The following is a 25,333-nucleotide window of genomic DNA, read 5'->3' on the forward strand; positions in this document are numbered from 1 at the left end:
ATCGCAGGGCACCCGGCCGCAGGCCGGGCGGCGATGTTCGCGCAGCCCTTTTGGGTACTTTTGGGGCCACAAAAGTACCTCGCCGAAAGCTCGCGCAGCGAGCGGGCGAAACGCCTGTGACTTTGAATGTCTCGCCCGTGCCTGGATCGCAGGCATCTCATCTACGGCCCACCGAACGAAAAGGAAAGAAGCGACGAACCCCTTCGTCATCACGCCGCCTCCCTCAATCCCCGGATCAACACCTCCAGGTCCGTCGCCTTCGGCGTGACCAGCCAGAACTTCGGCAGCATCCTGCGAAAGTCGTCGAGGACCTCCGACGCCCAAGCGCTGCCGGTCAACTCCCGGTGCCGGGTGATCAGGTTGCGCAGGTGGTGGACGTGGCTTTCCATCGACTCCGGCTCGATGTGGTGGATGTCGATCAGCTCGTGGTTGTAGCGGTCGACGAAACCGCGATCGAGGTCGAGGACGTAGGCGAAGCCGCCGGTCATGCCGGCGCCGAAGTTGATCCCGGTGCGGCCGAGGATGACGGCCACGCCGCCGGTCATGTATTCGCAGCCGTGGTCGCCGGTGCCCTCGACGACGGCCACGGCGCCGGAGTTGCGCACGGCGAAGCGTTCGCCGGCGGTGCCGGCGGCAAAGAGCTCGCCGCCGGTGGCGCCGTACAGGCAGGTATTGCCCATGATCGGGGCCAGGTTCGCCCGGTAACGAATGCCGGCCGGCGGGCGAAGGACGATGCGGCCGCCGGCCATGCCCTTGCCGACGTAGTCGTTGGCCTCGCCGGTCAGCTGGATGCGCAGTCCGGCCGCGTTGAACGCACCGAGGCTCTGGCCGGCGGTACCGGTCAGTGTCAGGGTCAGCGGTGCGTCGGTCAGACCGTCTGCGCCGTGGCGGCGCGCGATCTCGCCGGAGAGTCGAGCGCCGATCGAGCGGTCGTGATTGTGGATCGTGAACGCGAACTCGCCGCCGGTGCCGAACGCCACTGCGGTACTGGTCGCTGCCGCGATCCGCGCGGCCAGCGCGCCGGGGTCGTGCGGCGGATTGCGCTCGACCCGGCAGGCGCGCGGCACGTCGTCGGCGACTTCGCCGTCGTCGAGCAGCGGCGCCAGGTCCAGTCGGTTCTGGCGCGCGGTCAGGCCGTCGCAGCGTTCGAGGTACTCGGTGCGCCCGATCAGTTCGTCGAGCGAGCGCAGGCCCAGCGCGGCCAGGCCCTCGCGCACGTCCTCGGCCACGCCGAGCATGTAGTTCACGACCATGTCGGGCAGGCCGACGAAGTGCTTTTCGCGCAGCACGGCGTTCTGCGTCGCCACGCCGGTCGCGCAGTTGTTCAAGTGGCAGATCCGCAGGTACTTGCAGCCCAGCGCGATCATCGGCGCGGTGCCGAAGCCGAACGATTCCGCGCCCAGCGCGGCGGCCTTGAGCACGTCGGTGCCGGTCTTCAGGCCGCCGTCGGCCTGGATCCGCACCTGGCCGCGCAGGCCGTTGGCGCGCAGGACCTGGCGCACTTCGGCCAGGCCGGTTTCCCACGGCGCGCCGGCGTACTTGACCGAGGTCAGCGGGCTGGCCCCGGTGCCGCCGTCGTAGCCGGAGATCGTGATCAGGTCGGCGTAGGCCTTGACCACGCCGGCGGCAATGGTGCCGACGCCGGGTTCGGCGACCAGCTTGACCGAGACCAGCGCCGTCGGGTTGACCTCCTTCAGATCGTAGATCAGCTGGGCCAGGTCCTCGATCGAGTAGATGTCGTGGTGCGGCGGCGGCGAGATCAAACCGACGCCCGGCGTGGCGAAGCGCAGGCGAGCGATCAGGCCGTCGACCTTGTGGCCGGGCAACTGGCCGCCTTCGCCGGGCTTGGCGCCCTGGGCGATCTTGATCTGGATGACCTCGGCCGAGACCAGGTAGTCCGGGGTCACGCCGAAGCGTCCGGAGGCCACCTGCTTGATCTTCGAGGCCTTTTCGGTGCCGTAGCGGGCCGGGTCCTCGCCGCCTTCGCCGGAATTGGAGCGCGCGCCGAGCCGGTTCATCGCGATCGCCAGGGCCTCGTGGGCTTCCGGCGACAGCGCGCCGAGGCTCATGCCGGCCGAATCGAAGCGCTTGACGATGGATGTGACCGGCTCGACATCTTCGACGCTGATCGATGCATGATCGCTGCGCAAACGAAGGAGATCGCGGATCATCGAGGGTTCGCGTCCGTCGACCAGGGCCTTGTAGCGCTGGTAGTCGGCGCGCTGGCCGGTCTGCGCGGCGGTGCGCAGCGCGGTGACCACGTCCGGGTTCCAGGCGTGGTACTCGCCGCCGTGCACGTAGCGGTACAGTCCGCCGTGCTCGATCGGCATGCGCAGGTCCCAGGCCCAGCGCGCCAGCGCCTTCTGGTCGGCCCACAGGTCGTCGAAGGTCGCGCCGCCGAGCCGCGAGACCGCGCCGGGGAAGCAGCGCTGGACGATCGTTTCGTCGAGCCCGACCAGTTCGAACAGCTGCGCGCCGCGGTACGAGCCGATCGTCGAGATGCCCATCTTGGACAGGATCTTGAACAGGCCCTTGCGGATGCCCCGGCGGTACGCCCGGCCCAGCTGCATCGCGTGGTCGCGCGGGTGCTCGATCTCGCCGGCGGTGACCATGTCCTGCAGCGTCTGGTAGACCAGGTACGGGTAGACCGCCGTGGCGCCGAAGCCGATCAGGCAGGCGAAGTGGTGCGGGTCGCGCGCGGTGCCGGTCTCGACGATCAGGTTGCAGGCCGGGCGCTGGCCGGTGGCCAGCAGGTGATGGTGGACCGCGCCGCAGGCCAGCAGCGCGTGGACCGGCAGCTTGCCCTTTTCGAGGTAGCGGTCCGACAGGATCAGCAGCAGCTTGCCGGCCTCGACCGCCTCGGAGGCCTGTCGGCACAGGTCGTCCAGCGCCTCGTCCAGCGGCGTGTCCTCGGCCACGTTCAGGTCGAGCAGCACCGAGTCCAGGCCGAACTGCGGCGTATTGACCAGCTGGCGGAGCTTTCGCTGCGACAGCACCGGCGAGTTCAGGACCACGCGTTCGGCCATTTCCGGGGTCGGGTCGAACACGTTGCCCTTGCGGCCCAGCCCGGTTTCCAGCGACATCACGATGCGCTCGCGAAGACTGTCGATCGGCGGGTTGGTGACCTGGGCGAACTGCTGGCGGCAGCTGTCGAAGAGCGAGCGGATGCGGGTCGACAGCACCGGCATCGGCGTGTCGTCGCCCATCGAGCCGATCGCCTCGGACTGGGTCTCGGCCAGCACCTGGATGACCTCGCGCCGCTCTTCGCGCGACAGGTTGAACATCTTCTGGTAGGTCGCCAGCGTGTCGGCGTCGAAGGGCTCGGCGGCCATGTGGACATCGACCAGCTCGGAATCGAGGTAGCGCACGCCGGCCTTCAGCCAGTCCTGCCAGGGCTTGAGCGTCTTCAGCCGGTCGTCGATCTCGGCGGCGGTTTCCAGCCTGCCTTCGACCAGGTCGGCGGCCAGCAGCTCGCCGGGCCCCAGCCGGCCGCGCGCGACCACCTCGTCGACGGGCACGTCGACGACCCCGGTTTCCGAGGCGACGATCAGCCGGTCGTCGGTGGTGCGGGTCCAGCGCGCCGGCCGGAGGCCGTTGCGGTCCAGTCCGCAGACCACCCAGCGACCGTCGGTGATGACCAGCCCGGCCGGGCCGTCCCAGGGTTCCTGGTGGAAGGCGAAGTACTCGTGGAAGGCGCGCTTGTCGGCATCGAGGTTGTCGGCGGTCTGCCAGGCCGGCGGAATCAGCAGCCTGAGCGCCTGCGGCAGCGGCATGCCGCCGATGACCAGCAGTTCGAGCATCTGGTCCAGCGACGAGGAATCCGAGCCGTGCAGGTCGACCGGCGGGTCGAGCTCGGCGATCTCCGGCAGGTCGGGCGAGGCCAGCAGGTGACGACGCGCGCGGGCCCAGTTGCGGTTGCCGCGGATCGTGTTGATCTCGCCGTTGTGGGCCAGCAGCCGGAACGGCTGGGCCAGCCGCCAGCGCGGCAGGGTGTTGGTCGAGAAGCGCTGGTGGAACAGTGCGACGCTGGTTTCGAGTCGCTCGTCGGCCAGGTCGGGGAAGAATGCCGGCAGGTGTTCCGGCATCACCATGCCCTTGTACGACAGCGTGGTCGCCGACAGCGAGGCGATATAGAACGCCTCGGCCGGGTCGGTGGCGGCCTCGGCGCGGCGTCGGGCGATGAACAGGCGCCGCTGCAGCTCGGCGTCGTCGATCCCGTCGGCTGCGGTGACGAAGACCTGCTCGATGCGCGGGCAGGTGGCCCGGGCCTTTTCGCCGAGCGCGTCGAGGTCGACCGGCACCGTTCGCCAGCCGGCCACGGCCAGGCCGCGCTCGTCCAGCGCGTCGACGAGCCGCTTCCGCTGGGCCCGGGCCTTCCCGTCCTCGTGGTCGAGGAACAGCTGGCCGACGGCGAAGCGCTCGGGCAGCTCGAGGCCGGATTCGGCCGCCACCGCGCGCAGGAACGCGCGCGGCGTGCCGATCAACAGCCCGCAGCCGTCGCCGGTCTTGCCGTCGGGGGCCACGGCGCCGCGATGGGTCAGCCGGTTCAGCGCCTGCACCGCGTCGGCCACCGTGCGGTGCTCGGCCCGACCGTCGAGCCGGGCGATCAGCCCGAAGCCGCAGGCGTCGTGTTCGAAATCCGGGTGATACAGCGTGGCCAACGACCGTACTCCAGCGTATGGCGGGTTTCCCAGCATAGCGAATTCGCCGCTCCCCGCGTGAAGCCGAAGTGACGCGGGCTTGAGCCGGTCCGGGCGGCTGGGTATCCTGTGGTCGGCGTCTACGGAATGGGGATTCCTGCAAGTGAAAGAACAGACCCAACGTACCGATTCGCTCACGTTCGATCCCGAAGGCTGGCTGCTGCCGTTCGGTTGGTTCGGCCCGGTCTACCGGGTGTCCGATGTGACGCCGGGGCAACGGCGGGCCTGGAGCCGCGAAGTCTCGCTCCGGGTGCTGGGCGCAACCGTTGCCGTCGCACCGGTGGTCATCCTCGTCAGCGCGATCAGCGCATCCCGGTACGGGAGCGCCGTCCTGTTCGACGAGCCGCTGCTGTTCTGGGGGCTCATCGGGCTGGTGCTGCTGGCACGCGGGCTGGCTTCCTGGTTCTGGCTGCGCCGCCATCGACAGGACCTGGTCCGCGTTCCGATGCGGTCGCTCGGCGTGGGCGCACGGATGGATGTCGCGCACGGCCACGCCACGGCGCTGCAGGTCGGTTTCCACGCCGTGTTCATGTCGACAGCGGCCGGGATGGTCGGGGTCGCGTTCTTCATGGATGCGGGCATCACGACCTGGCCGTGGACGGTCGGGCCGCTGGCCGCGCTGTTCGCCATCGAGGCCGCCGCGGCGCTGCGGGTCTGGTTCATCCGGCGCACGCGCGAATCGGCCGAAGCCGGTGAACGGGGCGAATGCGAGTCGCTCGGCCGATGAGTGATCCGGCCGCGCCGAAGCCGCCGGCGGTGATGATCGAGGAACTGCGGATGATCGTGCCGCGGTTCGGCGAAGGGCCGGCCTACCGGGTGATCCGCAACTGGGACGAGGTCGTGGCGTCGCGCCGGCGGCTCGAAACCGCTCGCGGCTGGCTCGTCGCGGGCCTTGCCCTGGCGGCCGGGCTGACCATTCCGTTCACCGACCTTGCGCAATCGCCGTTGTTCAGCGGCCTGCTGCTTCTTGTCGCGTGGCTGCTGAACCGGACCCTGAACGAGCAGTGGGCCGCGCGGCACGCGTCGTCGCTGCAGCCGGTCGAACCGCACGACCGGGCCCTGGAGGCCTGGCGCGACGCTCGCGCGCTCGAGCGCTCCGTCGCCTGGGTCGGGCTGCTGACCGTCGCCGGGGCGATGGCCATCGTCTTCATGCTCTGGCAGGGATTTCGCGCCGACCCGCTGGTCCATCCGCTGGTGGCGATCGTGGCGATCGCGTGGATGCTGGCCGACGGGCTGCCGAAGCTGGCCCGGCATGTCCGGGTCCGGCGCGAACGGCGGGGTCTGGCGCAATGACTGCGCCGGGACCACCGGGGTCGGCATCGGAGGCCGTCGACCGCGGCCATGGGCCGCTGATCGTGGTCCACGACCTGGTTCCGGCCGCCTATCGCGTCGCCGGCCACGCCGCGCCGGTGCGCGCGTCCTGGACCCGTCTGCAGCGCATCAAGCTCGTGGTGCTGGCCGTTGTTCTGGCGATGCTGTGTGGCGCGGTCGAGCCGACGCTGGCGGCGCGGCCGCTGCTGTTCTGGTCGCTGATCCTCGCCTGGGCCTACCTCAGCAACCTGGCCGACCGGGCCTGGCTCGCTCGGCACGAGGCAAGGCTCGAGAAGCTGCCGTCCGGTCGGCCGCGGCCTGGGCAGGCGCGTTCGAGGTTTCGAGCGGCCGTGCTGGCGGTGGTCCTGACCGGGTTCGGTGCGGTGCTGGTCGCGTTCGGCCCGGGCGCGGCCGAGATGCTTCATCCCGCGGTGCTGTGGCCGCTGGCGCTGGCCGCGCTGACCGGCGCGGTGCAGCAGGCCGGCGTGGCCTTCGGTCATGCGCCGACCCGCGACCCGGCCGGACCGGACCCGGTTCAGCCGCCGCGGTGAACCCCGGCCACGGACCGGCCCGAGGGGTCGGCGCGGTTGGCGAAGTCCGGATCCCAGGCCAGCGCGGCCTCCGACGAGCAGGCGATGGACTTGCCGCCCGGCACCGTTCGTGCGGCGGCGTCGGAGGGATACAGCTCGGCGAACAGCCTTCGGTAGTAGAACGCTTCCCGGGTCTGCGGCGGGTGGATCGGGAAGCGCTGTCCGGCCGCGGCGAATTCGGCGGCGCTGACTTCCCGCTCGGCGTTCTCGCGCAGCGCGTCGATCCAGCCGTAGCCGACCCCGTCGGAGAACTGTTCCTTCTGCCGCCAGGCCACCGATTCGGGCAGCAGGTGGGCAAAGGCGCGTCGGAGCAGGTGCTTTTCCATCCGCTCCGGGCCGGTCATCTTCAGCGCCGGGTCGATCCGCATCGCGACGTCGATGACCTCGTTGTCGAGGAACGGCACGCGCGCTTCCACGCCCCAGGCGGCGGTGGACTTGTTGGCGCGCAGGCAGTCGAAGCGGTGCAGGGCATCGACCTTGCGCACGGTCTCTTCGTGAAATTCCTTCGCGTTCGGCGCCTTGTGGAAGTACAGGTAGCCGCCGAAGAGTTCATCGGCGCCTTCGCCGGACAGCACCATCTTGATGCCCATGGCCTTGATTCTGCGCGCCATCAGGAACATCGGCGTGGCCGCGCGGATCGTCGTGACGTCGAAGGTCTCCAGGTGCGCGATCACGTCGGGCAGCGCGTCCAGGCCTTCCTGGATCGTGTAGGTGAAGCCGTGGTGGACCGAGCCGATGTGGTCGGCCACGAGCTGCGCCGCGGCCAGGTCCGGGCTGCCCGCGAGACCGACCGAAAAGGTGTGCAGGCGCGGGAACCAGGCCGGTTCGGATTCGCCGGATTCGACCCGGCGCGCGGCGTGGCGGGCGGCCAGCGCGGCGATGATCGACGAGTCCAGTCCGCCCGACAGCAGCGCACCGTAGGGCACGTCGCACATCAACTGGCGGGTGACCGCGGCGTCCAGTGCCCGGGCCAGCGCGGCGACCGCTTCGTCTTCGTCGAGGATCGCCGGAGGTGCGCTTGCCGCCGACGGCAGGTGGTGGCGCCAGGGCGGATCGAAGAAGCGGGTCAGGGTGTCTGTGGCCGAGTCGTAGACGTGGCCGGGCGGGAAGGCCTCGACGTCGTCGCAGAGATCGTGGATGGCCTTCAGTTCCGAGGCCACGACGCGTCGTCCTTCCGCGTCATGGCCCCAGTACAGGGGCATGACGCCGATCGGATCGCGGGCGACCAGGTAGCGGCCGCCCGCATCATCATGGGCGCGGTCCCACAGCAGAAAGGCATAGATGCCGTTCAGTGATCGGCAGAGTTCGCTCGGGTCCAGCCGGCGGTACAGCGGCAGGATGACCTCGCAGTCCGATCCGGTCTGCAGCGCATCGCCGACGCCATGGCGCTGCTCCAGCGCGCGGTGGTTGTAGATCTCGCCGTTGACCGCGAGCACCTGTTGGCGATCCTGCGAATACAGCGGCTGGGCGCCGCTTGACGGATCGACGATGGCCAGCCGTTCGTGGCAGATCAGCGCGCCGTCGTCTTCGTGCACGCCGGACCAGTCGGGCCCGCGGTGGCGCTGGCGCTTCGAGCGGGCCAGCGCATCGCCGCGCAGGCCGTCATCGTTCGGGGGACGGTCGAGGAAACCGAGGATGGAGCACATGGCGGCGCGTCTCGCGAGGCGGATTCGGCGCCATTATGCGTGGGAACGACGCCGCGGGACGGCCCGCGGCGTCGATGCCGGTCCCGCTCAGGGTGCCGGCGGCAGCTCGAAACCGTCGGCGAACAGGTCTTCGCTCGGCGGCAGTTCGCGGCAGTTGTAGCAGGCCAGCGCGAAGTCCTGGCGCGGCGGGCCGGGCGGGTCGGCGTAGACGTCCAGCGCATCCTCGGCGATGTTGACGGCCAGCACGTTGACCGTGAACGGCTCGCCGAGCACCTGGTCGGCGCGCAGGAACACGCCTTCCATGTTGTTGATCGAATCGCCTTCGCCGCCGGATGTGGAGAACCCGTCGCTGCCGAACTGGTTGCCGATGTAGATGTCGCTGCCGGTCACGACCTCCAGGTCCAGGTCGTTGACCCAGGCCGCGGTCGTGCCGCCGGTACCCGGGCCCGGCGCGTCGGTCCAGACCAGCATCAGCCGCACCGGCTCGGTCGGGTCGGCCGGTTCCAGCTGGACCGACCAGCTGTCGCCGCTCTGGTTCAGCACCGTCTGCTGGTCGAAGAAGCGGCGTTCCAACGGCGGATTGACGACCGCGTCGAGGTCCAGCCGGCCCCAGCCCTGCTTGCGGTCGGGGCGGTGGCCGAGTTCGTTGCCGTCGGCATCGTTGTTGCCGACCAGGTCCGAGGCGATCGGCGTGAACGCGGCCTTGACCATCGCCGGACTGGGGTCGGTGCCGAACTCGGCGCGGTACTGCTGCCAGAACAGCGCCACGCCGCCGGAGACCACCGGCGAGGCCATCGACGTGCCGCAGGCGAGGCCATAGCCGCTTGCGCTGTCCGGTGAATCGGTGCTGCAGCCCGGCGCGACGATGTGCGGGACCAGCCGGCCGTCGCAGGCCGGCCCGTGGGCGCTGTTGGACGAGACGCTGAAGAAGTCCGAAGTGAAGGCGCCGACGCCGGTCTGGAGCCGGGTCGAGCCGACCGCGAACAGGTTCTTGGCCTCGTCCGGCGAGCCCAGCGAGCTGGGCGAGCAACTGCCGAAGCCGTCCCCGCCGCCGTTCATGATCGACCAGACGGCCAGCACCGGCTGCTGGCCCGGGGTGTCCGGGTCGGCGTCGCGGCTGATGAAGTCGATTTCCATGGTCGGGATGTCGTAGCCCTGCGGACTGCCGGTCGGGCCCCAGGAGTTGTTGGTCAGCTGGGCGCCGGAGTCGGCCGCGTCGCGATAGATGCTGAGCATGCCGTTCGGCACCATGCCGCCCGGGCCGGCGCCGACCAGCGGGCCGTAGAGCTGTTCGACCAGCGTGACGCCGGGCGCCACGCCCTGGCCGCGCAGGAAGCCGGCCGGATCGACGACGCCGGATGCGCCCGAACCGCCGACCGCGCCGGCCACGTGGGTGCCGTGGCTGCCGCTGGCGTTGCCGCAGCTGGGGCCGCTGCCGGCGCAGTTGCCGATGTTGTCGACCAGGTCCGGATGGGTGTCCTGGATGCCGTTGTCGACGATGCCCACCGTGATGCCCGAGCCGTCCAGCCCGGTCGGGGTCAGCCAGTCGAGGTAGCCCGGTTCCAGCACGCGGTTGTCCATCGGATCCAGCGTCCAGCCGCCGACCACGGACTGGTTGCTCATTTCGCCTCGCGGGCCGGCGTCCTGGCCGATCTGCTGGACGGTCAGCACGCCCGGGATCCGGGCCAGGCGCTCGAAGGCGCTGGGCAGGGCGCGCAGCTGCAGGCTGGCCAGCTCAGCGTCGACTTTCGCCGCCTCGCCGACCACCTCGGCCCCGGCCTGGCGCAGTCGCTCGACGACGCGCGCTGCGCTGCCGGCATGGATCAGCGCCATGGCATGCGAGTGGGGATCGGGTGTGCGCCGCGCCTGCATCGGAATCCGCAGCACCGGCGGGAATTCCCCGGCGAAGCGGACGTGCTTCAGCGCGCGGGCCGCCTCGATCGCGCCCGGGTCGGCCCAGACGATGTAGGCGAACGGGGCCAGGTACTGCACCGGTCGGGCCCCGGCGGCCGCCAGCGCGGCCCGCCACTCGGCCTTGATCGGTCCTTCGAACTGGACCAGCCGGAAATCGGCCTCGGCCGATGCGGTGCCCCGCATCAGGCCCTCGGCGTCGGCGGCAAAGGCCTCGCGTGGATCGAGGCGCTGATGGTCCACGTGCATCGCGAACGGCGAATCGACGGTCCGGACCGGCCCGGCATCCAGCATCGCCGCGCCGCGCGCAGCCGACGCCGGAACCCACAGGAAGCCGCCGTAGTCGATGGCCTCGGGCGGCATCGCCGAACGCTGTGCCTCGGTCGGTCGATCGATGCGCAGCCAGGTGTCCTCGGAGGCGGCGAGCGGGCCGGCGGCAAGCAGCAAGCCGGACAGAACAACGATTTTGAGCATGCGGAGTGGCCTTTTCGAGCGGTGGTTCACGTAGCAACGCGCAAATGCGTGCGCGATCGAGCGCGTGACTGTAGCCCAAAGCGCGTCTTCGATCCATCGCCGAGTCGTCGTGCATCGATCGTGACCGGGGTGTCGCGCGTCGGATCGGCGCGCGTCGATCCGTTGCCCGGGCCACGGCGGTCCACCGACGCGAGCCTCGGGCACCGTTCAGTCCGGGTTCAGCGCCAAGGCGCGAGACTGTGCCGGAACGCCGGGAAGAAGGTGACGCGCAATCGTCGCCCTTCGGCCCCGGTCGGTCGATCGATTCACGAAATCGGCCGGCGTAGAATGAACTCGACCCGCAGCGCGGGACCAAGCACGAGCCGTCGGGAGGGTGGCATGGCCAAGAAGATCGGTGACTACGAAATCATTTCGGAACTGGGCCGCGGTGGCATGGGCGTGGTCTACATGGCCCGCGAGGAGAGCCTGCAACGCAACGTGGCGATCAAGATGCTGGGCAACCAGCTGGTCAACGACGATGCCGTGGCCGAGCGGTTCATCCGCGAGGCGCGCGTGGTTGCCGACCTGAACCACCCCAACCTGGTCCAGGTCTTCCGGGTCGACCGGCACGAGGATCAGCCGTACTTCGTCATGGAGTTCGTCGAGGGCGATTCGCTCAAGGCGCTGATCCAGCGCGAGCGCCAGATGCAGCCGACCCGGGCGCTGAAGATCCTGCAGGAAGTGGCCAGCGGACTTGCCGCGGCGCACGACAAGGGCGTCGTCCACCGCGACATCAAGCCCGAGAACATCATGCTGACCAGGTACGGCGGCGTGAAGGTCGTCGATTTCGGCATCGCGCGCGACGAGAACGCCGAGACCCGGCTGACCACCACCGGCATCGGGCTGGGCACGCCGAACTACCTTTCGCCGGAGGTCTGCCTGTCGCAGGACGTCGACCAGCGCTCCGACATCTTCTCGCTCGGCGTGGTGCTGTTCGAGATGCTCACCGGCGACACGCCGTTCAAGTCCGACAGCCCGTTCGAGATGATGACCAAGGTGGTCGAGGCCAAGATTCCCGACATCAAGGAGCTGAATCCGAACGTCGACGAGGGCGTCAAGAAGATCCTGGCCAAGATGATCGCCAAGCGCCCGAAGATGCGCTACCAGCACTGCAACGAACTGATCAGCGATATCGAGGACTACCGCGCCGGACGCGAGCCGCGCTGGGCCAAGGACGTGGTGCTCGACGAGGCCGTCGAAACCGGCCGCACGGCCGTCCCGGCCGGCGAGGTCGCCGAGACCCCGACCGTGGCCGCCACCGCGGCGGTGCCGTCGCCGGATGCGCCGCCGACCGGGCAGGCCGCCGCCCCGGCGGCCAGGACCGAGGCACTGGACACCGGCGGCAGCTCCGGCAAGGGGCTGGCCGTGGCCGCGCTGTTCGTGCTGCTGCTGGTCGGTGGCGCCGGCGCGTCGACCTGGTACCTGCTGGCCGGCAGCGAGCGGCCGCTGGTCAGCTGGTTCGGCGAGGACGAGGGGGGAGGCGTCGGCGAGCGCGAGGCCACGGTCACGGCCCCGGCCGTCCCGTCGGACGCCGATCCGACGTCTGCGCCGCCGGCCGGGTCCGGGTCCACGGACGAGACTGCGGCCGAATTCGCTGCTGTCGGGTCCGTGAATCGAACGGACATCGCCGACGACGGCGCCGAGACGCTGGCGACGACCGCGTCGCCGGGCCAGCCGGTGGAGAAACCGGTGTACGAATCGATCGCCGGCTCGACGCATTCGTCGATGCAGCCGGCCGGCCCGGACCCTGCGCTGGCCGGGGTCGACGACCCGTCCGACGGCAGCGCCGGATTCCGGTTCGACGTCCGGACCGCCGCCGACGAGCCCGCCGGGTCGCCGGACGAGGACGCCGATGCAGCCATGGCGGCCTCGGTTCGCCCGGCCGACGCGGCACCGACACTCGCCCGCCTGGCCGAGCCGCAGCCGGCCGAATCCGCGCCCTCGGCGGAGGCCTCGGAGCAGCCGCCGGCCGGGCTGGACAGGCCGGCGCTCGATCCCGAGCAGGCCGTGGCCCGGGTCGAGACCGCGCCGCCGGAACCGGCCTGGAACCCGGCCGCGCCGCGCGTGCTGGTCATCGCAACGGGTGATCCGGCGGTGGCCGGGCCGGTCGAGCAGTTTCTCGAGCAGGCCCTGAACCGCGCCTCGTTCGAACTGATGGACGAGGTCCTGTTGGACGGCATGGCCTATGCCGAGACGCTGCCCGACATGATGCGGGCCGCGCTCGACGCCGGCGCCGACATCCTGGTGTTCGCCGACGTGGTGCCGACCGGCGAGCGCCAGCTGCAGTTCTATGGCCGCACCGACTACCAGTACCTGGCCAGCCTGCAGGTCCGGGTGGTCGCGCTGCACGAGCGCCGCAACCTCGGTCCGATCGTCCGCCAGAAGCTGGAATACGTCGGCCTGAACGCCGACGAGAAGGCCCGCGACGCGTCTCGGGAGGTGGCCCGCGACGTGCTCGCCCGCCTGCGCGCGCTGCGCGCCGGCGCGGCCGCCGCCGGTTGAGTCAGCCGGTTCGCGGCGCGTCCGCCGCGGCCGGGAGCAGCGGCTCGGGCCGGCCGTAGAAGAAGCCCTGCACGTAGTCGATGCCCAGGGTCCTGCAGGCCTCGGCCTGGACCTCGGTTTCGACCCCTTCGGCCAGCGTCCGGACGCCCAGCTCCTGGATCATCGTGTTCAACGTCCGCAGCAGCCGGTACTTCGGTGAGTCCGGTCCGTCCAGGCCGCGCATCAGCGCGATGTCGAACTTGAGCACGTCCGGCGGCACCTCGATCAGTTCCAGCAGCCGGGCCTGGCCGGCGCCGAAATCGTCGTAGGCCAGCCGGATGTCGAGCCCGCGCAGTCGCTCGCGGATCCGGGCCATCCGCTCGAGATCGGTGACCGCCGCTTCGTGCACCTCGAACACCAGGTTCAGACCGGGATGGGCCTCGCGCAGCGCGGTCAGCTCGTCGAGCAGGCGGCCGTCGTCCTTGCATTCCTCGGGGTGGGTGTTGAAGAACAGCGGCTCGGTCAGGCCGCAGGCTGCGGCCTCGGCGAAGGCGATGCGCCGCAGCAGCTCGCTGAGCCTGACCTGCTCGCCGAGCGCCTCGGCCAGCTTGAACATCGGGCCCGGTCCGGCATCGAGCCGGGGGTGAGTGGCCCGGCCGAGCAGCTCGAAGCCGAACGGTGAGCCGTCGGCATGGACGATGGCCTGGCGATAGCCGCAGACCTGCTTGCCCGCCAGCAGTTCGTTGAATTCACGGGCCTGGGTCGGAAAGTCGCTCGGCAGCGTCGTGATGCCGATCCGGGTGGCATCATCCAGCTCGGGGCCGTCGTCGATCTCGGTCTGGATCAACCGGTATTCCTGGTCGCCGATGTGCAGGACATCGCCGTGGACCAGTTCGGCCGGGGCGGTCAGTCGCTCGCCGTTGAGGTAGGTGCCGTTGGTGCTGCCCAGGTCGGTGACCCTCAGCGAGCCGTCGATCTCGCGATCGATGCGGGCATGCCGTCGCGAGACCCGCTCGACGTTCAGCGTGATGGCGCAGTCGGGGTGACGGCCGATCTCGGCCGGAAAGCGGACCAGATCGAAGCGCTGGCCGGTGCCGCGCCTGGAAAAGCTTTCGAGGTAGGCCTGTCGGGCCATGACGTGCTCCGCGAAACCGCATGCAACGCGTCGATACTACTCTGCCGGCCGGCCCCCTCGCCACTGTCGCGACGCGATCGGATCAGGGTATGCTCGGGCGATCCACTCGGAGTAGCGCATGATGATCGCGTCCCACCCGTTCCGGTGCCTGGTGGCCGGACTTGCCGCCCTGCTGGCCGCCCCGGCCATCGCGCAGGATCTTTCCTCGGTCGAGATCCGCGCCAGTGAAGTGGCCGACGGCGTCCACGTGCTGCAGGGTGCCGGCGGCAACCTCGGCCTGGTGGTCGGCGAGCAGGGCGCGTTCCTGATCGACGATCAGTACGCGCCGCTGACCGAGCGCATTCAGGCCGCGGTGGCGGCGATCACCGACGCGCCGATCCGGTTCGTCCTCAATACCCACTGGCATGGCGACCACACCGGGGGCAACGAGAACCTGGCCGAGGCCGGTGCCTTGATCGTCGCCCACGACAACGTGCGCCAGCGCCTGTCGACCGGGCAGTTCATGGCCTTCTTCGAGCGCGACGTGCCGCCGGCGCCGGACGGAGCACTGCCGGTGGTGACCTTCAACGACCGCGTCACCTTCCACCTCGGCGGGCACACCGTCGATGCGATCCACGTGCCGCACGCCCACACCGACGGTGACGCGATCGTCCGGCTGCGCGAGGCCGACGTGATCCACGCCGGCGACATCGTGTTCTACGGCATGTATCCGTTCATCGACTACGGTTCGGGCGGCCGGCTCGACGGCCTGATCGCGGCGGTCGACCGGATGCTGGGCATGTCGGGCGCATCGACCCGGATCATCGTCGGCCACGGCGGGCCGGTGATCGGCCGCGACGAGCTGGCCCGCTACCGCGACATGCTGGCGGCGGTGCACGAGCGCCTGCGGACCCACCTCGACGCCGGCCTCGACCTCGAAGCCATCCAGGCCGAGGCGCCGACCGCCGACTTCGACGAGTTCTGGGGTGGCGGGTTCATCGGCCCGGCGCGCTTCGTCGAAATGAACGTCCGGGGCATGCGCGGCGACGGCTGAGCGCTCCCGGTCGCCGGCTCACTCGTCGATGTCGACGGACGACCGGTCGCGGCCATCGTGCTTGGCCGCATACAGGGCCTGGTCGGCGCGTCGATAGAGCGCGTTCAGCGACGCCGTCGCGGCGCCGCGCGCGGCCACGCCGATGCTCACGGTCAACGCCACTTCGCTGACCCCGGCGTCGATCGGCCGATCGGCGACCGCCCGCCGGACCCGCTCGGCCTGGGCGAGCGCCCGTGCGCGGTCGCTGCCCGGCAGCGCGATCAGGAACTCCTCGCCGCCGAGCCGGCCGAGCACGGCATCGCCGGGCAGCGCCTGCAGGAACGCCCGCACCACGCCCTGCAGGACGCGGTCTCCGGCGTCGTGGCCGTGCCGGTCGTTGATGCTCTTGAAGTGATCGAGATCGAGCAGCAGCAGGGCGAACTCGTCGCCGGAATCGACGCTCTGCGCGAACAAGCGCTCGGCCCGCTCCATCGCGTAGCGCCGGTTGGCGACGCCGGTCAGCGCATCGGTCCGGGCGTGCTCGCGGAAGCGGTGACGGGACCACAGCAGGAAGCCGACCAGGACCGCCAGGACCAGCGCGCCGGCGGCGGCCAGGACGTTGACCACGCGCGAGGTCTGCTGCTGCTGGCGAGCCTGTTGGAGCTGGAGTTCGCGATTGGCCAGCTGTTCGCGCAGGATCGCCGACTGGAAATCCTCGATCCGCTGGTCGTGCAGTGTGGCCTGGCTGGCCGCGTTGCGCTGCATGCGATCGCGACCGGCCGCCTGTTCGGCGTCCAGCGCGCGCAGCAGCGTGCGCAGCGCCGCGGCCGGGTCGCCGTCGGCGTAGGCGGCGATGGCCGTGGCCGACAGCGCTCCGGGATCGCCGGCCGGCGGTTCGCCGAGCGCCAGGAACGCCCGGGCGTGTCCGGCCGCCTCCGTCGGGTTGCCGGCCTGGAAGTGCGCCCGGGCCAGCAGGCGCAGCGTGGTCGCGACGAAATAGCGCTCGCCGGTGCTGCCCTCGAGCGCCAGTGCGCGGTCCAGCGCGGTGATCGCGGCCTGGTGATCACCGCGGGCCAGTTCCATCGCACCGCGATTGAAGGCGAGGAAGAACGGGAAGTCGGCGAAGGACGGTGAGCGCTCGGTGAGGGCGCGCATGGACTCGAGGTGCCGTTCGGCGTCGTCCCAGCGGCCGCGCTGGATCGCGACCTGGATCCGACCGTGCAGCATGTTGAACATGTCCTGTCGATCGTCCTCGGCCGCCCAGGCGTCATGGGCCAGCGCGAGCTGGCGATCGGCCAGGTCCAGCAGCTGGTTGCGCCGGTACAGGTTGGCCGTGGCGTTGTGGATCATCGCGGTTTCACCGGGATCGAGGCCTTCGGTCCGGGCGATCTGCAGCGCTTCGTCCAGCCGCGCCAGTCCTTCGTCGAGGTCGGCGGGCCGCTGGCCGAAGCAGAATGCCTGCAGCGTCAACGCTTCGATCAGTACCCGGGGCGCGTCGAGCCTTCGCGCGAGCCGGACCGCCTCGGCCCGGTCGGCGCAGTAGCGCGCCGGATCGTTGGTCTGCAGATAGTCGACGTAGGAGCGGCCGAGCAGGCTCCGGACATGGTCGGCCGTCGTGTCGGGCAGTTCGGCGTGGGCCTCGGTCGCGTCGGTGTAGGCTGCGCGCGCCTCGTCGAGGCGGCCGGCCATTTCCAACGCGGTGGCCCGGCAATAGTGCCAGCGGGCCGGGAGCTCGGCCGGGGCGGCCGGCAGGGCCTCGGCCATGGCCGCCAGGCGGTCGAGTCGTTCGGCGGGTGCATCGACGGCGTCGGGTTCGCAGTTCCAGTCGGCCAGTTCGGCCGGCTCGATGCTTCGGGATGTGCTCGATGCCGCGCACAGGACAAGGGCCAGCACGACCCCCGCCGCGCGCCGCGCAGCGGAGCCGGCGCGACCGGGCGAAGATGGAAACAGGGCGGGGGCGCGCGGCATCCCGCGATTATGGTGGATCGTGACCCGAGGGTGATCGTTCCTGCCGGCCGGCCCCACGCGTCCGGACCGGGAGCGGTCCGGACGCCGGGTGGCCTCAGGGCAGGGTCTCGAAGCCGTCGCGGAAGAAGTTCTCGCCGCAGCTCTGCGGCAGCGCGAAGCCGTTGCTGACCGCCAGCGTGGTCGGGCCGCCGCCATCGCTGGCATCGGCGCCCATGCCGCGACGGGCGAAGGCGTTCCAGATCTCGCACTGGTTCGCCCCGCCGTTGTTGATCCGGTCGGCTTCCAGCATCGCATCGCGGGTGTCGAGGAAGGTCGGGCCGCAGCCTTGCAGCTTCAGCCCGTCGATGACCAGCTGCATGGCGATGTGGTTGCCGCCGTTGCCGCCGATGAAGTCCGGATCGAAACCGTGCTTGTCGACCAGGTTCCAGTACATGTCCCACAGCGCGCTGTTGAACACCGTGCCGACCCCGTGCGGGACGCTGACCGAACCGACCGTCTCGTAGGTCGCCGGGTTCGCGGTCATGTCGCGGGTGTAGGGGAACGGCCGGATGCCGGCGCCGGGGATGTTCTCGCGGAAGGTTACATAGCCGCCGACGCCGCGCAGATCGCTGGCCTGGTCACCGGGCTTGGCGGTGAACCACAGCGCGAGGAAATCGCTCCAGCCCTCACCGGCCTGCTGGCTGCCGAACAGGCAGGAGGAGTTCGACGGTCCACCGGTCAGCCGGATCGACAGGCCGTGGCCGTATTCGTGCGCGATCACGCCGGCATCGAGGTCGCTGTCCCGGTCCAGGTTGGTGCTGCCGGGGCTGAACACGCGTCCGCTGACGCTGCCGCCGAGATCGGCGATGAAGGTATCGCCGTCGGCGTTGCCGACCATGACGGTGGGTACGGTGACCTGGTCGCCGACCGCCCCGGGCGCCATGGTGATGGTGCCGTTGCCGCCGTCGTTGTTGACGATGATCGCGGCGATCGCGCCGGCCTGCTCGGCGTTCAGCGCCTTGAGGCCGAACTCGCAGCCGCCGCGACGGATCACCGCGATCCGGCCGGCGGTGAAGCCCTGCAGCGCGCCGCAGCCCTGTTCCGGCGAGGCCGAACCGTCGTCGACCAGCTGCAGCGTGCCGACCGCGCCGGTGCCGTCGACGGCCCCGCCGAAGCCGGCCACGGCGACCGGGTAGTCGCCGGCGCTCGGCGCCGGGGCATCGATCCGCACGACCGGCGGCGCCGAGCCGGTGAAGCGGAACATCTGCATCCGGCCGGGCGAGCCGTCCGGCGGGGTCGAGAAGTTGGCGTTGTTGGTGCCCGATCCGTCCTGGGCATCGGCGATCACGAGATCGCCGCCGACGCCGCCGTTGCCGAAGTTGTCGACCTGGAAGTTGCCGGCCGGCTCGTCGAAGCCGAAGTGCCACAACACATCGTGCAGGCGGTTGTTCCAGTAGAACAGGTTGGTGATCGCGAAGTCGAGGTAGTCGATCGGCTGCTGGGTGGCCAGGTCGATCGGGAAGTCGAACACCAGCGCCGCACCGCCGTCCGGGCGACTGCCGCCGGTGTTGTTGGCATCCAGGTCGTCCTGGGCGCGGACGTTGTTGCCGCGCGTGTCGGTGTAGGCCTGGTTGCCGTCGTCGTGCCAGCCCAGCGGCGAGGCGGTCGGGTCGTGCGGATCGACGACCCGCTGATCGGGGCCTTCGCCGGGGTGCTCCAGCGGTTCCGGAAACACCCGGTAGGTGACTTCCTGGGTCCAGTTGACGGTAAACAGGATCTCGCCGCTGTGCGCGTCGATGAACGCGTTGTACCAGTCGGGCCGTCCCGCTTCATCGACCGCGATGTCCCAGACCAGCCGCAGTTGGTTCTTGTGTTCGTACCACGACAGCCGGGCCGGAATCGGACCGTCGGCCAGCGAGCCGCCGGACAGCGTCAGGTCCTCGTCGCTGGTCCGCTCGGTGATCCGCGGCAGAACCCGGGTATCGAGATCGCGGACAGAGGCATAGCGCATCACCGCGTCGATCGCATCGAGGGTCGGCGTGCGGTTCGCCGCGCGTGCGCGGGCCTCGGCGCTCATCCGGCTGTGCAGGCTGGAGATCCGACCGTCGGCCAGGACGTTGGCGTTGGCCACGCCGAGCGCGACCGGCAGGTCGTCGACGTACTGCTGCATCCAGACATGGGTCACGCCGTTATGGCGGCTGGTGAAGGCATCGCGGATGCGCACGTCCGCCAGGTCGGTGGCGCGCAGGCCGAGGCTCGCGGCGCGCTGCTCGAGCGCCTGCAGGGCCAGGTCTTGCGGTGTGCCTGCCGTTGCGTTCACGCAGAGCACCAGGGCGGCCAGTGCCAGGCCACGAAGCATCGATCGCATTGTAGATTCCATGAGTTGTCAGTGATCCCCCAGCGCCGCATTCTGGCATGAACGCGCGCTCGGCGCGCTGACCGAGTGCACGGGCAGCCGTGGCGGCCGGGGTACACTGGGTGCCGGGAGTCCCGTTCCGCGAGGTCGTTCGACGGTGCCCAGCATCCGTTCCGGAATCGATTGGAGCCGCGTTCGGCAGCAGTTCCGCGAGGACTATCAGTTCTCGATGATCGTGCTGTTCGGCCTGCTCGCCGCCTCGGTGGTCACCGGCTTCGTGATCTACCGCTACGCCTTCGACTATTACTTCGGCGGCACCGTGAACCTGATGATCGTGGTCAGCATGCTGCTGGTGCTGGTCTACGCGCTGCGCTCCGGCGAGACCCGGCGCGCCGGGATCTTCTTCTGCGTGGTCACGGTCGTGGCCTGCATCGCGTCGACCGCGATGTTCGGGCGAACCGGCATCCTGTGGGGCTACGTCGTGCTCTGGGTCAACTTCCTCCTGACCTCGCGGCGCTTCGCGCTGGCCGCCAACCTGATCCTGATGACGATCCTGATCATCGAGACCAGCCTGTTCGAGTCCGTTCTCGAAGGCGTGACCTACATCGTCACCGCGCTGTTGGTCACGACCTTCGCCTGGATCTTCGCCCATCGCCTGGCGAGCTACCAGGACCAGCTGATGACGCTGGCCCTGCAGGATCCGCTGACCTTCGCCGGCAACCGCCGCCAGATGCGCCAGGACCTGAACGCGGCGCTCGAGATCCACCGCCGGACCGGCCAGGCGTTCGCGCTGGCCCTCATCGACCTGGATCACTTCAAGCGGATCAACGACGGCCAGGGCCACGATGTCGGCGACGAGGCGCTGAAGTCCTTCGCCGATGCGGTCCGTGCGGCGATCCGCTCGGTCGACGGGTTCTATCGCTTCGGCGGCGAGGAGTTCGTGGTGCTGCTGCGCGGCGACGTTCCGGGCGATGCCGAACACGTCGTCCGCCGACTGCACCAGCGCGTCAGCGGTCGGCTGGCCTTCGGCGGGGAGGTGCTGCAGTTCTCGGCCGGCGTGGCGGTGCTCAACAGCGGCGAGGACTGGCCGACCTGGCTGTCGCGCGCCGACCGCGCCCTGTATCGCGCCAAGCAGGGCGGGCGCAACCGCATCGAACTGGCCGCCTCGCCCGACGCCGGCGGTCCGGCTGCGGCCTCCCCGAAGACCGGGCGCCTCGGCGCCGATCCCACCGGTGCCGACTGACCCGGAGCCGTGCCAACAGCCAACCGCGGACGAAGGCCGCTGACTGGCGATCGATCGAAAACGAATCCGGACCCCGGACCCTGACCCCGGATCATCCGATCGGCCAGAGATCCCAGGCCAGCCCGAAGATGCCGACGCTGATGGCCGCCAGCGCCACCAGCACCAGGCCCGTCAGCGTCGCCCGGCCGATCGCCTTGCGCTGTCCGATCGTCCTGACCAGCGCCCACAGGCCGAGCACCACCGCCAGCGGACCGAACCAGGCCATCCACGGTGCCGGGCCGGCCAGGCCGAACAGCAGCAGCGCCGGGGTGACGTTCGCGGCCATCGCGCCGCCGACGCCCAGGCCGGTGAGGTAGAGCACCGCGGCCAGGGCGGCCAGGCCGGCGATCAGCCGGGCCTTGCCCGAGCGTCGCGTAGGCTCCTTGTTCAGGCGGCGGGTGACCGCGGCAGCCGGGATCAGCACCAGGCCGAACAGCGCCACGGCCAGCGAAGCGCCGCCCCAGGCCAGGTGCAGTCCCAGCCGCTTCTCCTCGCCGGTCTCGGCCAGGATCAGCGCGCGCTGCAATGCATCGGTCTCGAGCACCGAGGTGATGTAGTCGGCCGCGTCCTCGCCGTTGTCGACGCAGTCCATGTCCAGCTCGGCGTCGGGGTCGTCGAAGAAGTCGTTCATGAAGTCGCCGGCACACTCGATCGAGCGGGTCGGACCGTGGCCGGCGTGCGGGAACTCGACGTAGCGGGCCGAAGGAATCTTCTCGGCCACGTAGCGGGCCAGCGGCGGCGGGGTGATCGGGTCCCAGGCGCCGTTGGCGATGACCAGCGGCACCTCGGTGTCGCGAATTTCGTACAGCGCCGGATCGCGCGGGTCCAGCCCGAGCTCGCGGCACAGTGCGGCGGCCTCGGTCGTGACCGGCCCGGTGCCGAAGGCCGCGGCGTAGAGCGGGTGCTCGTCCAGACTTCGCGGTGCCTCGATGGCGTTCATTTCGAAATACCCGTCCAGGCAGCGCACGCTGGCGGCCATGCCCATGCTGACCGATACGCCCATGCCGCCGTCGGCCAGCGCAATGGCGCGGAAGAAGTCGGTGTTGTTGCGCTCGACCTGGCGGGCCAGGCCGTTCATGATCGCGGGGATCGCCGCGTGCGTTGCCTGCTCGTAGGACAGGCCGAACGGCATGCCGGCGACCAGGTCGGCGAAGATCCAGGCGCGGCCTTCCGGGTAGCGCTCGCCGGCCGGGACCTCGACCTCGATCGGTTCATCGAGCATCGCCTGGATCGCGCTTCGGTAGCGCGCTTCGAGCTCGGGGTAGGCATCGGCGCAGTCGTCCTGCGCGGCGCAGGCGGAGAAGAAGCGATCGAGCAGGCGCGCATACCAGTTCGGCAGACGCATCAGCTGGTTCAGGTCCAGCGGGACCATCGCGTCGATGATCATCGCTTCGGTGCCTTCCGGATCGACCTCCAGCACGGCCTGACCGAGCACCGAGCCGTAGGAGATGCCCCAGACGTTCCAGGAATTCAGCCCCAGCGCCAGCCGCAGCGCCTTGACGTCGCGGGCGTTTTCGAAGGTGTGGTAGCCGGTCGGATCGACGCCCGCGCCGCGCGCGCGCGCGATGCAGGCGCGGCCGTCCTGGAGCGCGGCACGCTGGCTTTCCTCGTAATCGCCGCGCACGCGGGACGCCCGGTCCCGGCTGCCCCAGAACGGGCAGAAGTCGCCGGAGTTGCCGATGCCGCGCTGCTCGAGGATGTAGAGGTCGCGCTTGTGCGCGATCGAGTGGTCCTTCAGCCGTTCGGCGTAGCCCTTGACGGTCACGCCCGGCCCGCCGGTCAGGTAGAGCACCGGGTCGTCGCGCACCTCGACCGGCTCGCCCTCGGCGTCCTCACCGGTCGCGTTGACCTTGACGAACAGCAGCTCGATCGTCCGGCTGCCGGCGACTTCGCGGTTCTCCGGGACCCGGATCAGGCCGCATTCGAGATCGCCCGGGTCGTAGTCGATCGCCTCGCGGAACGGGCAGACCACCGACTCGACGCCGGGTCGTCGAAGCCATTCGAAATCGACCGGCGCCTGTGCCACCGCCGGCAGCGCGCCGTCGATCAGCGGCGGTGCGGCTGCGTTGTCGTCCGGCGAGGGTGCCTGCCGGGCGAGAACGGTGTCCGCGGCCAGGGGCAGGAGGAGGGCCGCAACCAGTGCGGCGAGGGTCGGTGAGCTGAGGTGCATCGGGCAGTTCTCGGGGTCCGGAAACGGCTCGAGTATGCGGTGTCCGGGGTCCCGGCGCCATGTGCCGATGGTCCCTGGCGTCCGAACCGGGCCGGACGGGCCCGGTTCGATCCCGGAGCGCACGAGCGACGGGCGCTGCACTGACGATGAGTCGATGACGACCGTTTGATGACGGCCGGTTGATGACGGCCGGTTGATGACGACCGTTTGATGACGGCCGGTTGACGCCCGCCTTCCCGTGCACCCCGCCACTGGTCGGGTAACGAAGAGCGAGCCGGAGAGCGTTCGGCTGCAAGGCCTGTCTCGCAGGGAATGGCAGCGTCCTTTCCAGGCGACGGAACGCCGCGGATGAAGGCGCTCCGGCTCGCCCTTTCAAGGAGCGCGCCCGAACCGACATTACGGCGTTGCGTCCCTTGCAGAGGGCTGGCCATTCACTGCGGGCCGCGCCTTGCCCTGTCGATTCAGGCGCACGCTATACGTCACACAATGAGTGGCGGGGTACGCTAGGCTCCCGCCATGATCACGCATTCACCGCTGCCCGATCACGAATCGGTCTGGGACTACCCGCGGCCGCCGCGCATCGAGGCCGTCGATTGGCCGATCCGCGTCGAGCAGGACGGCCGGGTCCTGGCCGAAACCACCTCGGCCCTGCGCATCCTCGAGACTTCGCATCCGCCGTGCTTCTACATTCCGCCCGACGACGTCGATTTCTCCCGGCTGGTAGAGAACCGCACCCGGACCTTCTGCGAGTGGAAGGGCCAGGCTCGCTACTGGGACCTGGAAACCGTCGACGGGCGGGTCCGGGATGCCTGCTGGGCCTACCCGGACCCCACCGACGAGCGCATCCGCGACCACGTCTCGTTCTACGCGCGCAAGGTCGAAGCCTGCTTCGTGGCCGGCGAGCGGGTCACGCCCCAGGAAGGCGATTTCTACGGCGGCTGGATCCTCGACTGGGTCAAGGGCCCGTTCAAGGGCGGCCCGGGAACGCGGGGCTGGTAGCTGCGTCGAGGGGCCAGGGACGCGGGGCGAGTCCCGATGGCCGAGACTCGGCGGTCGATCCCGGCGCGATCCACCCGTCCCTGTCCCCTGTCCCCTTTCCCCTTGATCCTGTTCCTGTTCCTGTTCCCATTCTGCCCGCCCCGTATCCCTTGCCCCTCGGCCTTCGTCCTGCGATCGACCCCGGCGATCGCGGTTGGCGTCGTACTCGTCCCTCTCCCCTCGTCCCTTGCCCCTGCCGTTACACCCCGATGTCTTCGTTCCAGAGTTCCGGGCAGTCGCGGATGAAGTCCTCCATCAGCTGCACGCACTCGGCGTCGTCGACGACCTCGACGGTCACGCCGCGGGCGCGCAGCAGGTCTTCTTCGCCCATGAACGTGCGGTTCTCGCCGATGACCACGCGCGGGATGCCGTAGAGCAGGATCGCGCCGCTGCACATCGAGCACGGCGACAGCGTGGTGTAGAGCGTGGCGTCGCGATAGATCGAGGCAGGCTGGCGGCCGGCGTTTTCCAGCGCGTCCATCTCGCCGTGCAGCACGGCGCTGCCCTGCTGCACGCGGCGGTTGTGGCCGCGGCCGAGGATGGTGCCGTCGTGGACGATCACCGAACCGATCGGAATGCCACCCTCGGCGCGCCCGGCGCGGGCCTCTTCGATGGCGGCGGTCAGAAAGGGGTCGCGGTCGGGCGTGGCCATTGGCGAACTCGCAGGAGGGGAACGCGTCGAGGTTGCGCGATCGCGCGCTACAGGTCAAGCGCGGCGGCGGGAGCGTCGACCCCGCGATAGGCGGGAACGTCGGCGGTCGATGATGAGCACCGTCATCCCGGGGCCGGCGCAGCCGCAACCCGGGATCTCGTGACGGAATTGCCCGTCGAACCGTGGCGCCGGCCTTCTGTACATGGTCATTCCGGGGCCGGCGCAGCCGGAACCCGGGATCTCGTGACGCGATCGCCCGTAGAACCGTGGCGCCGGCCTTCTGTACATGGTCATTCCGGGGCCGGCGCAACCGGAACCCGGGATCTCGTGACGGAATTGCCCGTAGAACCATGGCGACAGCATCACGAGATCCCGGGTTCGCCTTCGGCGCCCCGGGATGACGGTGAAATAGGAGCGTCGCCCCGGAATGACGACGGGGGAAGAGGTGCCAGCGCTCCACCCACACCTCGTCGTCCAGGGGCCGGCGCAGCCGCAACCCGGAATCTCGTGACGGAATTGCCCGTAGAACCATGGCGACAGCATCACGAGATCCCGGGTTCGCCTGCGGCGCCCCGGGATGACGGTGAAA

15 protein-coding genes are annotated in these 25,333 nt (G+C 70.1%); 7 read left to right on the forward strand and 8 right to left on the reverse strand.

What is annotated here, in order from left to right; translation table 11 throughout:
- Nucleotides 1–209: 209 nt before the first annotated feature.
- Nucleotides 210–4,697, reverse strand: coding sequence for a glutamate synthase large subunit (gene gltB / locus HFP89_RS15520; protein WP_168718593.1), 4,488 nt, complete (start codon nt 4,695–4,697; stop codon nt 210–212).
- A gap of 106 nt (nt 4,698–4,803) precedes the next feature.
- Here gltB and HFP89_RS15525 point away from each other — a divergent pair, with 106 nt between their 5' ends.
- The 3 genes from HFP89_RS15525 to HFP89_RS15535 are packed head-to-tail and all read left to right on the forward strand — an operon-like array spanning nt 4,804 to nt 6,562.
- Nucleotides 4,804–5,427 carry a hypothetical protein gene (locus HFP89_RS15525; protein ID WP_168718594.1) on the forward strand — a complete coding sequence of 208 codons (624 nt, stop codon included), beginning with the start codon at nt 4,804–4,806 and terminating at the stop codon, nt 5,425–5,427.
- Nucleotides 5,424–5,993: a hypothetical protein gene (locus tag HFP89_RS15530; RefSeq protein ID WP_168718595.1), complete on the forward strand. Its 570-nt coding sequence runs from the start codon at nt 5,424–5,426 to the stop codon at nt 5,991–5,993. The genes HFP89_RS15525 and HFP89_RS15530 overlap by 4 nt, the downstream gene beginning before the upstream one ends.
- Nucleotides 5,990–6,562: a hypothetical protein gene (locus tag HFP89_RS15535; RefSeq protein ID WP_168718596.1), complete on the forward strand. Its 573-nt coding sequence runs from the start codon at nt 5,990–5,992 to the stop codon at nt 6,560–6,562. The genes HFP89_RS15530 and HFP89_RS15535 overlap by 4 nt, the downstream gene beginning before the upstream one ends.
- On the opposite strand, the gene asnB is transcribed toward HFP89_RS15535, so the two are convergent.
- A complete protein-coding gene (gene asnB / locus HFP89_RS15540) occupies nt 6,547–8,247 on the reverse strand; it encodes an asparagine synthase B (protein WP_168718597.1) in 1,701 nt (566 codons plus the stop codon). The two genes, HFP89_RS15535 and asnB, sit on opposite strands and share 16 nt — an antisense overlap.
- A gap of 87 nt (nt 8,248–8,334) precedes the next feature.
- Entirely contained in the window at nt 8,335–10,632 is a 2,298-nt protein-coding gene (locus HFP89_RS15545) for a S8 family serine peptidase (protein WP_168718598.1), read from the reverse strand.
- A gap of 378 nt (nt 10,633–11,010) precedes the next feature.
- On the opposite strand from HFP89_RS15545, the gene HFP89_RS15550 reads away from it, so the two are divergent.
- Nucleotides 11,011–13,173 (forward strand): serine/threonine-protein kinase, encoded by a 2,163-nt coding sequence (locus HFP89_RS15550; protein ID WP_168718599.1) that lies wholly within the window; start codon nt 11,011–11,013, stop codon nt 13,171–13,173.
- Between the two features lies 1 nt (nt 13,174).
- Here the strand turns inward: HFP89_RS15550 and HFP89_RS15555 are convergent, their stop codons facing one another.
- Nucleotides 13,175–14,287 (reverse strand): EAL domain-containing protein, encoded by a 1,113-nt coding sequence (locus HFP89_RS15555; RefSeq protein WP_168718600.1) that lies wholly within the window; start codon nt 14,285–14,287, stop codon nt 13,175–13,177.
- 118 nt (nt 14,288–14,405) lie between these two features.
- Here HFP89_RS15555 and HFP89_RS15560 point away from each other — a divergent pair, with 118 nt between their 5' ends.
- Nucleotides 14,406–15,320 (forward strand): MBL fold metallo-hydrolase, encoded by a 915-nt coding sequence (locus HFP89_RS15560; RefSeq protein ID WP_206212411.1) that lies wholly within the window; start codon nt 14,406–14,408, stop codon nt 15,318–15,320.
- Between the two features lie 18 nt (nt 15,321–15,338).
- On the opposite strand, the gene HFP89_RS15565 is transcribed toward HFP89_RS15560, so the two are convergent.
- Entirely contained in the window at nt 15,339–17,192 is a 1,854-nt protein-coding gene (locus HFP89_RS15565) for a diguanylate cyclase (protein WP_168718601.1), read from the reverse strand.
- A gap of 169 nt (nt 17,193–17,361) precedes the next feature.
- On the reverse strand, nt 17,362–19,614 hold the full coding sequence (locus HFP89_RS15570; protein WP_168718602.1) for a M36 family metallopeptidase: 2,253 nt from the start codon (nt 19,612–19,614) through the stop codon (nt 17,362–17,364).
- A gap of 145 nt (nt 19,615–19,759) precedes the next feature.
- Between HFP89_RS15570 and HFP89_RS16405 the strand changes: the two genes are divergently transcribed.
- Complete coding sequence (locus HFP89_RS16405) at nt 19,760–20,845, forward strand: GGDEF domain-containing protein (RefSeq protein ID WP_168718603.1); 1,086 nt, start codon at nt 19,760–19,762, stop codon at nt 20,843–20,845.
- 91 nt (nt 20,846–20,936) lie between these two features.
- Here the strand turns inward: HFP89_RS16405 and HFP89_RS15580 are convergent, their stop codons facing one another.
- The gene (locus HFP89_RS15580) at nt 20,937–23,054 is read right to left on the reverse strand and encodes an alpha/beta fold hydrolase (RefSeq protein WP_168718604.1); all 2,118 of its coding nucleotides are present in this window, start codon (nt 23,052–23,054) and stop codon (nt 20,937–20,939) included.
- A gap of 516 nt (nt 23,055–23,570) precedes the next feature.
- On the opposite strand from HFP89_RS15580, the gene HFP89_RS15585 reads away from it, so the two are divergent.
- Nucleotides 23,571–24,053, forward strand: a complete 483-nt coding sequence (locus tag HFP89_RS15585) for a DUF427 domain-containing protein (protein WP_168718605.1) — start codon at nt 23,571–23,573, stop codon at nt 24,051–24,053.
- 238 nt (nt 24,054–24,291) lie between these two features.
- Here HFP89_RS15585 and HFP89_RS15590 read toward each other — a convergent pair whose 3' ends face one another.
- Complete coding sequence (locus tag HFP89_RS15590) at nt 24,292–24,744, reverse strand: nucleoside deaminase (RefSeq protein WP_168718606.1); 453 nt, start codon at nt 24,742–24,744, stop codon at nt 24,292–24,294.
- Nucleotides 24,745–25,333 lie beyond the last annotated feature (589 nt).

This window comes from Wenzhouxiangella sp. XN79A, assembly GCF_012272825.1.
Classification (GTDB): Bacteria; Pseudomonadota; Gammaproteobacteria; order Xanthomonadales; family Wenzhouxiangellaceae.

What these genes read in the sequence shown, in the direction of transcription:
- HFP89_RS15530 (WP_168718595.1), top strand. Translation starts at nt 5,424, where the DNA reads ATGAGTGATCCGGCCGCGCCGAAGCCGCCGGCGGTGATGATCGAGGAA.
- HFP89_RS15590 (WP_168718606.1), bottom strand. Translation starts at nt 24,744, where the DNA reads ATGGCCACGCCCGACCGCGACCCCTTTCTGACCGCCGCCATCGAAGAG.
- HFP89_RS15560 (WP_206212411.1), top strand. Translation starts at nt 14,406, where the DNA reads ATGATGATCGCGTCCCACCCGTTCCGGTGCCTGGTGGCCGGACTTGCC.
- HFP89_RS15585 (WP_168718605.1), top strand. Translation starts at nt 23,571, where the DNA reads ATGATCACGCATTCACCGCTGCCCGATCACGAATCGGTCTGGGACTAC.
- gltB (WP_168718593.1), bottom strand. Translation starts at nt 4,697, where the DNA reads ATGCTGGGAAACCCGCCATACGCTGGAGTACGGTCGTTGGCCACGCTG.
- asnB (WP_168718597.1), bottom strand. Translation starts at nt 8,247, where the DNA reads ATGTGCTCCATCCTCGGTTTCCTCGACCGTCCCCCGAACGATGACGGC.
- HFP89_RS15570 (WP_168718602.1), bottom strand. Translation starts at nt 19,614, where the DNA reads ATGCGATCGATGCTTCGTGGCCTGGCACTGGCCGCCCTGGTGCTCTGC.
- HFP89_RS15555 (WP_168718600.1), bottom strand. Translation starts at nt 14,287, where the DNA reads ATGGCCCGACAGGCCTACCTCGAAAGCTTTTCCAGGCGCGGCACCGGC.
- HFP89_RS15535 (WP_168718596.1), top strand. Translation starts at nt 5,990, where the DNA reads ATGACTGCGCCGGGACCACCGGGGTCGGCATCGGAGGCCGTCGACCGC.
- HFP89_RS15545 (WP_168718598.1), bottom strand. Translation starts at nt 10,632, where the DNA reads ATGCTCAAAATCGTTGTTCTGTCCGGCTTGCTGCTTGCCGCCGGCCCG.
- HFP89_RS15580 (WP_168718604.1), bottom strand. Translation starts at nt 23,054, where the DNA reads ATGCACCTCAGCTCACCGACCCTCGCCGCACTGGTTGCGGCCCTCCTC.
- HFP89_RS15550 (WP_168718599.1), top strand. Translation starts at nt 11,011, where the DNA reads ATGGCCAAGAAGATCGGTGACTACGAAATCATTTCGGAACTGGGCCGC.